At 63.1% G+C, this 11,915-nt stretch carries 9 protein-coding genes; 5 read left to right on the top strand and 4 right to left on the bottom strand.

What is annotated here, in order from left to right:
* Positions 1 to 88: 88 nt before the first annotated feature.
* A complete protein-coding gene (locus tag APH33_RS16350; protein ID WP_054886143.1) occupies positions 89 to 499 on the bottom strand; it encodes a hypothetical protein in 411 nt (136 codons plus the stop codon).
* 258 nt (positions 500 to 757) lie between these two features.
* On the opposite strand from APH33_RS16350, the gene APH33_RS16345 reads away from it, so the two are divergent.
* The 4 genes from APH33_RS16345 to APH33_RS16330 all read left to right on the top strand — a co-directional run bounded on the left by APH33_RS16345 (position 758) and on the right by APH33_RS16330 (position 7,996).
* Complete coding sequence (locus APH33_RS16345) at positions 758 to 4,588, top strand: EAL domain-containing protein (protein ID WP_054886142.1); 3,831 nt, start codon at positions 758 to 760, stop codon at positions 4,586 to 4,588.
* Positions 4,589 to 4,901: 313 nt separating this feature from the next.
* Positions 4,902 to 6,155, top strand: a complete 1,254-nt coding sequence (gene glyA / locus APH33_RS16340; RefSeq protein WP_054886141.1) for a serine hydroxymethyltransferase — start codon at positions 4,902 to 4,904, stop codon at positions 6,153 to 6,155.
* Between the two features lie 145 nt (positions 6,156 to 6,300).
* A complete protein-coding gene (locus APH33_RS16335) occupies positions 6,301 to 6,894 on the top strand; it encodes a hypothetical protein (protein ID WP_054886140.1) in 594 nt (197 codons plus the stop codon).
* 145 nt (positions 6,895 to 7,039) lie between these two features.
* Complete coding sequence (locus APH33_RS16330; RefSeq protein WP_054886139.1) at positions 7,040 to 7,996, top strand: arsenic resistance protein; 957 nt, start codon at positions 7,040 to 7,042, stop codon at positions 7,994 to 7,996.
* Positions 7,997 to 8,070: 74 nt separating this feature from the next.
* On the opposite strand, the gene APH33_RS16325 is transcribed toward APH33_RS16330, so the two are convergent.
* The 3 genes from APH33_RS16325 to APH33_RS16315 all read right to left on the bottom strand — a co-directional run bounded on the left by APH33_RS16325 (position 8,071) and on the right by APH33_RS16315 (position 10,118).
* The gene (locus tag APH33_RS16325) at positions 8,071 to 8,487 is read right to left on the bottom strand and encodes a hypothetical protein (protein WP_054886138.1); all 417 of its coding nucleotides are present in this window, start codon (positions 8,485 to 8,487) and stop codon (positions 8,071 to 8,073) included.
* A complete protein-coding gene (locus APH33_RS16320; protein ID WP_054886137.1) occupies positions 8,484 to 8,966 on the bottom strand; it encodes an ImmA/IrrE family metallo-endopeptidase in 483 nt (160 codons plus the stop codon). The genes APH33_RS16325 and APH33_RS16320 overlap by 4 nt, the downstream gene beginning before the upstream one ends.
* 222 nt (positions 8,967 to 9,188) lie before the next feature.
* Positions 9,189 to 10,118, bottom strand: a complete 930-nt coding sequence (locus APH33_RS16315) for a malate dehydrogenase (RefSeq protein ID WP_054886136.1) — start codon at positions 10,116 to 10,118, stop codon at positions 9,189 to 9,191.
* A 379-nt stretch (positions 10,119 to 10,497) separates the two neighbouring features.
* Between APH33_RS16315 and APH33_RS16310 the strand changes: the two genes are divergently transcribed.
* Positions 10,498 to 11,883, top strand: coding sequence for a GntP family permease (locus APH33_RS16310; RefSeq protein ID WP_054886135.1), 1,386 nt, complete (start codon positions 10,498 to 10,500; stop codon positions 11,881 to 11,883).
* Positions 11,884 to 11,915: the final 32 nt, after the last annotated feature.

Below are 11,915 nucleotides of genomic sequence, written 5' to 3'. Positions count from 1 at the left end.
ACAGGTACTGCACAGGATTCAAGCCTTGTGCAGTACCTGTGGGAGCGGCTTTAGCCGCGAAGAGGCCGGCACAGCAGCCCGAAATGGGTCAGACGTGACGCTGCTTGCCAGCCTTGCCCCGTGGCAGGCGGCAACGGTCGCTCTGCTCGGCCAGGCGCGCAGCATAAGCGGCCTTGACGCTGAAGCCACCGCTGCGGGCTGGCTGTTCGGCAACCTTGGCCGGCTGGGCTGCAACAGGCGTGCTGACGACTTTGCCAGCCGGCTTGGCTACGCCAGCCACCGGTGCCTTTTCAGCGGGTGCTGCGGCCGCCTTGGCGGTCTTGCGCAGCTCAGCCAGCGATGGCGTCTTGTTTTTCGTGGCCGCAGCCGCATCTGGTTTGACCAGCGAACGCTGGCACGATTTGCAGGATACGTCCGCGGTCACGGCAGTGCTGACAAGGGTCTGACTGCTGCGCCCACAGGCGGAATCGAGGCCATTGGTGGAAAAGTGAGTAACCAAAACCGAACATCTCCGATGCGTTGTCATTGAAGCGGGCGGCATTCTCGCACAGGATGCAGGGTCTTGCCGAACGGGTCAGCATCACCACCACCATTGGCTTCGGACAATCGGGCTGGCACATTGCCATAATCACAGGCATGCTAGCCCGTTCGCATGTCCGGCTTTATAGTGCGCGGCCGCGGTCCAGGACTGTGCAGTACCGGCATACACCGTGCATGTCCATCCCTGCCATCGCCAGCCCAATCGCAGGACCAACGCTTGACCAATCTCAATCATCCGACTCTGCTGCGCCCCACTTCGCCGGCCCCAGTCGCTTCGCTACGGGGTTCGGTCAAGGGTGCGTTGGCGCTGCTGGCCCTGATTCTGCTGGGCTTGCTGCTATGGCAACTGTTCTCCCAGTTTCGCCACACCCAGGCCGACCAGCGCCAGCTGAACCTCAACGCGAGCGCCGAACTCGCCGACCACCTGAGCCTGAACATGGCCCTCAAGGCCCAGCAGGCCATCAACGTGGTCCAGCCCTACGTCAAGGCACCGGCGCCGGCCGCCCTGCCGAGCCTGCTGGAGACCTTGCGTGAACGCCTGCCCGCCCTGCGTGACCTGGCCTGGCTGGACCAGGCCGGGGAACTGCACGGTGACAGCCTGGTCGACAGCCCTGACCGTCAGTCGATTGACGAGCTGGTCGGGCTGAACCAGGGGCGCAACTACTTTTTTACCAACTCGGCAGACAACCGCACCCTCTACCTGCTGTTGCGCCAGTCGGCGGAGCAGGACCGCGGCTACTGGCTATTGCGCCTGTCACCGGACTATTACCAGACACTCACCGAACACCTCGACGGCCCGGGCCACCCGCTCTGGCTGCTGGAAAACAGCCGCAGTGGCGAGGTGCTGGAACGCCACGCTCCGGCGCAGACCAGCGGTGAGCCGCTGCAAAGCGTGATGCTCGCCTTCATCGACAACAGCACCTGGCAATTGCGTGGCCTGTTCGACGCAGGCCTGGCCCAGCAGAAGCTGCTGCCGGCGCTGATCGGCAAATGCCTGCTGGCGCTGTTCTGCGCCCTGCTGCCGGTACTGGCGCTGTTCAACATGCGCCGACGCCAGCGCGCCCTGCAGGAAGACCGCCGGCGCTACCAGGAAATCTTCGAAGGCACCGGCGTGGCCTTGTGCGTGCTCGACCTGTCGAGCCTGCCCGGCCAGCTCGACCGCTACCACCTGCGCAACCTGGCCGGGCTCAAGCAGAGCCTGGCGCTGGACTCGAACCTGCGCCGCTCGCTGCTGCTGGAGCTGAAGATCACCGAGATCAACCAAGTGGCGCGCCAGCTCCTCAATGTCGAGTGCCACCAAGGCGCCTGGCAACGACTGATCGATGGTAGCGGCGACGGCCGCGACAGCGTCGGCATGCAGCTGATCGACGCGCTGATCGAACAGCGCCCGACGCTGGAGCTGGAAGTGCGCCTGCCCGCACCGCTGGGTGGCGAATTGCACCTGTGGCTGATGGCGCGCCTGCCGCAGCAGCGTCGCGATTACCAGGCGGTGATCCTCAGCATCAGCGACATTACCAGCCGCAAGCAGGTGGAGCTGTCGCTGCTGGAACGTGAAAGCTTCTGGTCCGACGTCGTGCGTACCGTGCCCGACCAGCTGTACGTGCAGGACGTGCTCAGCCAGCGAATGATCTTCAGCAACCGCCACCTCGGCCAGACCCTCGGCTACGACCGCACCGAGCTGGCGCAGATGGGCGACCGCTTCTGGGAACTGTTGCTGCACCACGAAGATGCCGCGCACTACCAGGCTTTGCGCCAGCAACAGCGCGACAGTGCCCATAGCCAGTCACTGCACACTCAGTTGCGCTTCCGCCACCGCGATGGCGGCTGGCGCTGCTATGAAATCCGCGAACAGGTACTGACCCGCGACGACGATGGCCTGGTCACACGCATCATCGGCGTGGGCAAGGATGTCACCGTACAGATCGAGGCCAGCCAGTCGCTGCGTGACAGCGAGCAGCGCTACCGCATGCTCGCCGAAAGCATCAGCGACGTGATCTTCTCCACCGACAGCCGCCTGCAGCTCAACTACGTCAGCCCCTCGGTGCAGGCCGTGCTGGGATACCAGGCCGAGTGGATCTTCGACAACGGCTGGCAGTCGATCATCGCCAACCCGTCCCAGCTCACCGGCATCTACAGCCTGATGGAGCGCGTCAGCAAGGCCATGGGCGACAGCGAGCAACTGGCCCAACTGCGCAGCCAGCTGCCGACGCAACTGTTCCTGTTCGACTGCCTGCGCGCCGATGGCCGCAAGATCCCCATCGAACTGCGCCTGGTGCTGGTGTGGGACGACCAGCAGCGCTTCGAAGGCGTGCTCGGCGTAGGCCGCGACATCAGCCAGCAGCGCCGTGCGGAAAAAGACCTGCGCATGGCGGCGACGGTATTCGAGCATTCCACCTCGGCCATCCTCATCACCGACCCGGCCGGCTATATCGTTCAGGCCAACGAAGCCTTCAGCCGGGTCAGCGGCTACGCGGTCGGCGACGTGCTCGACCAGCTGCCGAGCATGCTGGTCGTCGAGGATCAACAGGAAAGCCACCTGCGCTACGTGCTCAAGCAACTGCACCAGCGCGGCAGCTGGGAAGGCGAAGTGTGGCTCAAGCGCCGCGACGGCGACCATTACCCGGCCTGGGTCGGCATCACCGCCGTGCTCGACGACGAAGGCGACCTGGCCAGCTATGTGTGCTTCTTCACCGACATCAGCGAGCGCAAGGCCAGCGAACAGCGCATCCACCGCCTGGCCTACTACGACGCCCTCACCCACCTGCCCAACCGCACGCTGTTCCAGGACCGCCTGCACACCGCGCTGCAGCAGGCCGAGCGGCAGAAGTCATGGGTGGTGCTGATGTTCCTCGACCTGGACCGTTTCAAGCCGATCAACGACTCCCTCGGCCACGCTGCAGGCGATCGTATGCTCAAGGACATGGCCCTGCGCCTGCTGGCCTGCGTCGACGATGACGATACCGTGGCGCGCATGGGGGGCGACGAATTCACGTTGCTGCTGCAGCCGCGGGCCACCCGCGAGATGGCCCTGACCCGCGCCATCCACGTGGCCGAGAATATTCTTGGCAGCCTGGTGCGGCCATTCGTGCTGGAGGGTCGCGAGTTCTTCGTCACCGCCAGTATCGGCATCGCCCTCAGCCCGCAGGACGGTAACGAGCTGAGCCAGTTGATGAAGAACGCCGACACCGCCATGTACCACGCCAAGGAGCGCGGCAAGAACAACTTCCAGTTCTACCAGACCGAGATGAACGCCAGCGCCCTTGAGCGCCTGGAACTGGAAAGCGACCTGCGCCACGCGCTGGAGCAGAACGAATTCATCCTCTACTACCAGCCGCAGTTCAGCGGCGACGGCAAGCGCCTGACCGGTGCCGAAGCCCTGCTGCGCTGGCGCCACCCGACCCGCGGGCTGGTGCCGCCGGGCGACTTCATCCCGGTGATCGAAGAGCTGGGCCTGGTAGTGGATGTCGGCGACTGGGTGCTACGCGAGGCTAGCCGCCAGCTCAAGGCCTGGCACAAGAACAAGGTGCGCGTGCCGAAGGTATCGGTGAACATCTCGGCGCGGCAGTTCTCTGACGGCCAGCTAGGCACGCGGATCGCCACCATCCTCGAAGAAACCGGCCTGCCGCCGGCGTGCCTGGAGCTGGAGCTGACCGAAAGCATCCTGATGCGCGAGGTCAATGAGGCGCTGCAGATTCTCGCCAGCCTGAAAAACCTCGGCCTGAGCATCGCGGTCGACGACTTCGGCACCGGTTACTCGTCGCTGAACTACCTCAAGCAGTTCCCCATCGACGTGCTGAAAATCGACCGCACCTTCGTCGACGGCCTACCCGAGGGCGAGCAGGACGCGCAGATCGCCCGGGCGATCATCGCCATGGCCCACAGCCTCAACCTGGCGGTGATCGCCGAGGGCGTGGAGACCCATGAGCAGCTGGAATTCCTGCGCGAGCATGGCTGCGACGAGGTGCAGGGCTACCTGTTCGGGCGGCCGATGCCGGCCAACCAGTTCGAAGCGCAGTTCGCCAACGCCGCCCTGTTCATGTTCCAGTGAGCCTTCGCCCCTTTGACGCGACATGGTACCTGTGGGAGCGGGCTTGTCGGACCGCCGCACCGCCGCGAAGCAGGCACCGCGGTGGATGGCACCGGCTTCGCCGGTGTTCGCGGGCAAGCCCGCTCCCACAGGGGGTGCGTCACGGCTGAAAATCGTGCCGGAAAAACGGACCTGAAAGTCAACTCCAGCCCAGACACGGCGCGGGATGCAACATGAAGCCCATTGGTCCGCGACTTGATGCCGGTTCATATGCCAGGCGCGGATCAATCGGTTAGAATGCCCCCCCAAATTACCCCGATCCTTGAGGACCGCCATGTTCAGCCGTGATTTGACCATTGCCAAGTACGACGCCGAGCTCTTCGAAGCCATGCAGCAAGAAGCCCTGCGCCAGGAAGAGCATATCGAGCTGATCGCTTCGGAAAACTACACCAGCCCGGCAGTCATGGAAGCTCAGGGCTCGGTCCTGACCAACAAGTACGCCGAAGGCTACCCAGGCAAGCGCTACTACGGCGGCTGCGAGTACGTCGACGTGGTCGAGCAACTGGCCATCGACCGTGCCAAGGAGCTGTTCGGCGCCGACTACGCCAACGTCCAGCCGCACGCTGGCTCGCAAGCCAACGCGGCGGTCTACCTGGCCCTGCTGTCGGCCGGTGACACCATTCTGGGCATGAGCCTGGCCCACGGTGGCCACCTGACCCACGGTGCTTCGGTAAGCTCGTCGGGCAAGCTGTACAACGCCATCCAGTACGGCATCGACAGCAACGGCCTGATCGACTACGACGAAGTCGAGCGCCTGGCTGTCGAGCACAAGCCGAAGATGATCGTTGCCGGCTTCTCGGCGTACTCGCAGGTCCTGGACTTCGCCCGCTTCCGCGCCATCGCCGACAAGGTCGGTGCCTACCTGTTCGTCGACATGGCCCACGTTGCCGGCCTGGTTGCCGCTGGCGTGTACCCGAACCCTGTGCCGTTTGCCGACGTGGTCACCACCACCACCCACAAGACCCTGCGCGGTCCACGTGGCGGCCTGATCCTGGCCCGCGCCAACGCCGACATCGAGAAGAAGCTGAACTCCGCCGTCTTCCCAGGTGCCCAGGGCGGCCCGCTGGAGCACGTGATCGCGGCCAAGGCCATCTGCTTCAAGGAAGCGCTGCAGCCTGAGTTCAAGGCTTACCAGCAGCAGGTCGTGAAGAACGCCCAAGCCATGGCCGAAGTGTTCATCGAGCGTGGTTTCGACGTCGTTTCCGGCGGCACCCAGAACCACCTGTTCCTGCTGTCGCTGATCAAGCAGGAGATCTCCGGTAAAGATGCTGACGCTGCCCTGGGCAAAGCCTTCATCACCGTCAACAAGAACTCGGTACCGAACGACCCACGTTCCCCGTTCGTCACCTCGGGCCTGCGTTTCGGCACCCCAGCCGTCACCACCCGTGGTTTCAAGGAAACCGAGTGCCGCGAACTGGCCGGCTGGATCTGCGACATCCTCGCTGACCTGAACAACGAAGCGGTGATCGACGCCGTACGCGAGAAGGTCAAGGCCATCTGCAAGAAGCTGCCGGTTTACGGCAACTGATTGGCGCAAGCCTGATGTGAAGAAGCCCGGCCCGGTGCCGGGCTTTTTCATGCCTGCGATCCGGCCCGGGAACAGCTTCCGGATAGGTTGAACGAACCAGGCTGCCTAACCTGCCGCCTCCTTTGAAACTGACGGGAGGCCACCCATGGCAGACCACGCAGCACTGTCCTTCACCGCAACGTTGCAGTTCGCTGAAGCCCCCATCAATGTACTGGGCGACATGACCACCGGGCCCGTGACGCTGGTGAGCCCGCATCAGGCGCCGGGTTACGTCGTTGAAGGCGCCACGACCCTCGGCATGTTGAACGGCACCGACACGGATTGGCATCACGGCCGGGAGACCGGGCTGATCACCTTCGAACCAGCCGCCCAGCCAGCTGCGTTGCTGCTGTACTTCCGCCATAGCGAAGCGGGTTATCGCCTCTACCTGCGCAACGGCCCCCACTCCGGCGAAGGTGTGTTCACCACCGCCGATGGCCTGGTCAACGTACAGCCGATCAAGGCAAAAGACCCAAGCCTGTGGACGCTGACCGATGCACAGACGGGTGCGGCGTTCGACCTGACACCGCTTGAAGTGGGCCGCAGGGAAGTCCAGCTGGCAAGCACGCAAGGACACCCGCTGGAATTGCACAGTCTGTACCCGGTAGGCGGGTTTCTGGCCTGCTACCCGGCGGCGCAGCAAGGGACCTTGAGCCTGATCACTCAGGAGCGCGGTGTCGACTGGCTCAAGCCGACCTGATCTGCCCCGCTCACGTCTTCAGGACTGGGACAATCCCTGTGGGGGCGAGTGAACCTGAGCCCCTTCAGGCTCATTCAGCTCATGCAGCCCCCGCCGTCACGTATTAACCTGTGCCACCCAAGCGCAACCAGACACAGGCCCGGCTTTGACCAGAGAGCAACTCGAAACCCAGCAGATCCCGATCTACTTCGCCGCCGTGCTCGCCGCCCTGGCCTTCGGCCTGCTGGCCAGCGACACCGCACGGCACCTTGAAGCCCTGGTCACGCCCGCCATCGCCATCCTGATGTACGCGATGTTCCTGCAAATCCCTTTCCTCGACCTGCGCCAAGGCCTGGGCAACCGCCGCTTCATGGCCGCCCTGCTGCTCGCCAATTTCATCCTGGTACCTTTGCTGGTGTGGGCCCTCACCCGCGGCGTTGCCGATCATCCGGCGATCCTCATCGGCGCGCTACTGGTACTGCTCACACCCTGCATCGACTATGTGGTGGTGTTTACCCACATCGGCAAAGGCGACTCGCGCCTGACCCTCGCCGCCACGCCCGTGCTGCTGCTGGTGCAATTGGTACTGCTGCCGGTGTACCTGGCGCTGATCCTCGGCGACAACAGCGAGGTAGCAATCAGTATTGCCCCGTTCGTGGAAGCCTTCGTGCTGCTGATCATGCTGCCGATGATCCTCGCCGTGTTCACCAGCGCCGGCGCCCGCCGCTCCCGCGCTGTATCGGCGTGGAACGACGCCTGGGCGTGGATACCGGTGCCAGCGATGGCGTTGGTATTGGTGGCGGTGATCGGGTCGCAGATTGCCGTGGTGCTTCGGGACTTCGATCGGTTGCTGCCGGTGATTCCGGTGTACGTCGGCTTCATGCTGCTGGCACCGCTGCTCGGGCTCGTTTCGGCGCGGTTGTTGCGCCTGCCGGTGGCCGAGGCACGCTCGCTCACCTTCAGCGCCGCGACGCGGAACTCGCTGGTGGTGTTGCCGTTGGCGCTGGCGTTGCCAGAGGACCTGTGCGGGTTGGCGGCGGCGGCGGTGATCACCCAGACGCTGTTGGAATTGGTGAGCGAGCTGGTTTACATCAGGCTGATTCCGCTGCTTGTACGGCGCTGACACGTCTTGTGGGAGCCAGCTTGCTCGCGAAGGGCTGCAAAGCAGCCCTCGACAAACGCTGTTTCAATGATCGGCTACGGTGCCTTCATAGCATCGGTAGTCGCCTTGATAATCTCTTTGGCCGCTTCAACGCTAATCGGTAGAGGCGCCTGTGCATCATCTTGCTCAGGCTTTGGCCGATGATGGAAATAGCGCAGCAAGGCAATCAGCAACAAGGTCGGCACGGTGGAAAGTGCCACGATGATCGGGATATCACCCGTGGAGTGAGGCTTCACGGAGGTGAAGAAATACCACGTGCCTACCGTCAGCCGAATATTCCCAAGAAACACGAAGCCAAGCAGCGCAATGTAGAAAGTGATGACCAGCGCCACAGTGACATTGGTCAGGCGCTTCTCCCAGCGAAAACGCCAAGACTCTCGTTTAAGGTAGTCACTGACCAGACCTACGTTATCCGCCTCTCCCTGAGACAGGTCATCACTCGTGCCTGTCATAGGAACCCGATTGCCTTAAGCCGGAACTCCATCGCAGCGGTCGAGACACCAAAAGCCCTGGCCAGGCGGGCAAGGTCAGTAATCCTCTGCTCAAGCACCAGGTGTTTGACCAAGGCTGCAGGCATCAGCAACGCAGCAGCGAACCGATTGGCCGCGACCTCTTTAGGGTCCCTCGTTCTCGCACTGAATTGTTCCGTGGTATCACGTGGAGCGTCCAGATCACCGTGCACGTGATGGCCTATTTCATGAGCGATCGTGAACCGCTGACGAACAGGCGCATCCGTGGAGTTGTAAGTGATCAGCGGCTTCCCGTCACGATAGGAATAATGGCCGCTCTCGTTAGGGAGCCAGTTCTCCTGATCGAACGGGGTCAACGACTTGACCTCGATGCCCATCGCCTCAGCTATCGATTGAGGGTTGACCGGCAGTCGCCCGTCCCAATGCGCTTGCAGGACGTCGTTTGCAGTACGGTACTCCATTCGGCCTCCTGAGAAAGGTTGGGGTTGTTGGTCAAAAGTGAGGGGCGATTTTGCACAAGTCAAGGGTAGCGGTCAAATTTAGGTTGACACGCGATATTGCATTCGTTCTACCGCTGAAGCTGTAGGTAAGAAAAAAGGAAATACGGAGAGCGAAAGTGCCTACGCATCCGCGTGAAAGGGCCCTACAGTACGTGATGCACAGGCACTTGGTATCCCTGCTGCCTATATCGCCTTCATCTCCGCAATATCCCGTGCCACCTGATCCGCCGAGTGATCAAACATCGCCTGCTCCTGCGTATCCAGCGGCAGCTCGATCACCCGGGCAATCCCCTTACCAGCCAGCACGCAAGGAACGCCCATGGCGATGTCGGTGCGCCCGTATTCCCCTTCAAGAATCGCAACTGCCGGCAAAATGCGGTTACGCCCATTGGCGATCGCATCCACCATCTGCGCAATGGCCACACCCGGCGCATCACAGGCGCTGCCGACCTTCTTCAGGCCCAGGATCTCGCCACCACCCTTGCGTGTGCGTTCGACGATCCGCTCGATCTGCTCCTCGGACAGGAAGTGCGACAGCGGCACCGAGCCAATCTGGCAGTAGCGCATCAGCGGCACCATGCTGTCGCCATGCCCGCCCAGCACCAGCGCCGTGATGTCCCGGGCGGAAAACCCCGTTTGCTCGGCAATGAAGCACTTCATGCGCGCGGTATCCAGCACCCCCGCCTGGCCGAACACCCTGCCACGCCCGAGCTTGCTGAGCGACCAGGCGCGATAGGTCAGCACATCGACCGGGTTCGACACCACCAGCACCGTCGCTGCCGGCGCATAGCGATTGATGTCGTGCATGATGCCGTCGAGGATCGGCAGGTTGATGCTCAGCACGTCCTGCCGCGACTGGCCAGGCTTGCGCGGCACGCCTGCGGTAATCACCACCAGGTCCGAGTCCTGCAGCATTTCGGCCTTGGCGCCACCCTGCACCTTGGTATCGGAACCTGACTCAACGGCTGCCTGCCAGATGTCCAGCGCCTTGCCCTGGGCCAGCTCACCCTGCACGTCGAGCAACATCAGTTCACGGCAATACTCTTCCCGGGCGATGATCTGCGCCGCCGCCTCACCCACGATCCCCGCGCCCACGATTGATAACTTGTTCACCTGACACCTCCCAGCGGCGCGCACCACCCGGAGCGCGCCTGCGTATACAGAGAAGTATTGCCTGCCAAGGCGAAAAGACCATGGGACGCGACCGCCTGCTATTGACAGCCTCCCACGGTCCCGGAAATACTTTGTAATGATTCATATAGATGACCAAATAACAAGGTGAATCGCTCCATGACCGCACTGCCCAGCCCTACGCGTTTGCCCGGCGCCACACCGCCGTGCGCCAACCCCATTCCTCCGAAGTTCGAAGTCTGCGCATCCAGTCGGCCATCTGCCCGCGACCGATAACGGCTCGCTACCGCCCGCAGAACCCGCTGGCAAGCCTGCAATGCCTGAGCGCCGCTAGTGCGCCAGCCCAACCGAGATTCCCTGAATGACTCCCTTAGATATACAGCTGTTGCTGACCGCGTTGGTCAGTGTCCTGGTGCTGGTTGCGCTTATCGTCTCGCGCCTCAAGATGCACCCGCTGCTGGCCTTGCTGGTGGTGTCCATTGGCGTCGGCTTTGCCACCCGCATGGAGCCCGGCAGCATCGTCTCCCACCTGCTCACTGGCGCTGGCAAGACTCTGGGTGCGGTGGGGGTGGTGATCGCGCTGGGCGCGATGCTCGGCAAGATTCTGGCTGACGCTGGCGTCACTGAGCAGGTCGCCGACGTCATCCTCAAGCGCACCTCGGACCGGATGATTCCTTGGGCGATGATGCTGGTAGCCTTTGTCATCGGCATCCCGATGTTCTTCGAAGTGGGTCTGGTGATCATGCTCCCGTTGATCTTCAGCGTGGCGCGCAAGCTGGAAGGCCAGGCCCGCTTCAAAGGTTCGGCGTATGTATATGTCGGTGTGCCGGTGATTGCCGCGCTGGCCGCCATGCACGGCATGGTGCCGCCGCACCCAGGCCCCTTGACTGCCATCGCCGTGCTCAAGACCTCGGTCGGGCCGACCATGCTCTATGGCTTCCTGGCCGCGATCCCGGCCATGATCCTGGGCGGCCCACTGTATGGCCTGTTCATTGCGCCGCGCATGAGCACCCGGCCCGATCAGGCATTGCTGGACCAGTTCACACTGGCTGAAAAAGCCGACGGCCAACCCCGCCCCGGCGTTGTGGTCGGCATGCTGGCGGCGTTGCTGCCGGCGATCCTGATGCTGGTGCATGCCGTGGCAGAAATGCTGCTGCCCAAAGGCAATGCGCTGCTGGAACTGGCCAGCTTCCTGGGCAACCCGCTGATCGCCATGCTGCTGGGCGTGCTGTTCGCCGGCGCGAGCCTGGTGCTGGCGCGTGGCGGCGATGCCGAACAGCTGCGCGATGCGCTGGGCAAAAGCCTCAAGCCGATTGCCTCGATCATCATGATCATTGCCGGGGGCGGGGCCTTCCAGGAGATGCTGACCAGCGCCAAGGTCGGCGATGCCATCGTGCACCTGACCCAGCAATCTGCCTTCCCGCCGTTGATCCTGGGGTGGCTGATCGCGATGCTGTTGTCGGTGTCTACCGGCTCCGCCACGGTCGGTATCGTGGGCGCTGCCGGCTTGCTGGCGCCGCTGGCAGGTGCTGATCCGAGCCTGAACCTGCCATTGCTGGCCCTGTCGATCGGCTGCGGTTCGCTGTTCTTCAACTACGCCAACCATGCGGGCTTCTGGATGGTGAAGGAGTCGTTTGGCATGACCATGGGTGAGGCCACCAAGACCATCTCGGTGGTGCAGTCCATCGTGGCGGTGGTCGGCTTGATCGTGGTGTTGATGCTGAATGCGGCGATTACGGTGAACTGAGCCGGGAAAACCGGCCCAGTTCATCAACTGCC

The sequence above is a fragment of the Pseudomonas sp. NBRC 111130 genome (genome assembly GCF_001320485.1).
Lineage (GTDB): Bacteria > Pseudomonadota > Gammaproteobacteria > Pseudomonadales > Pseudomonadaceae > Aquipseudomonas > Aquipseudomonas vlassakiae.
The sequence above is the reverse complement of the archived record's forward strand: the minus strand, read 5'-3'. Positions and strand labels throughout refer to the sequence as shown.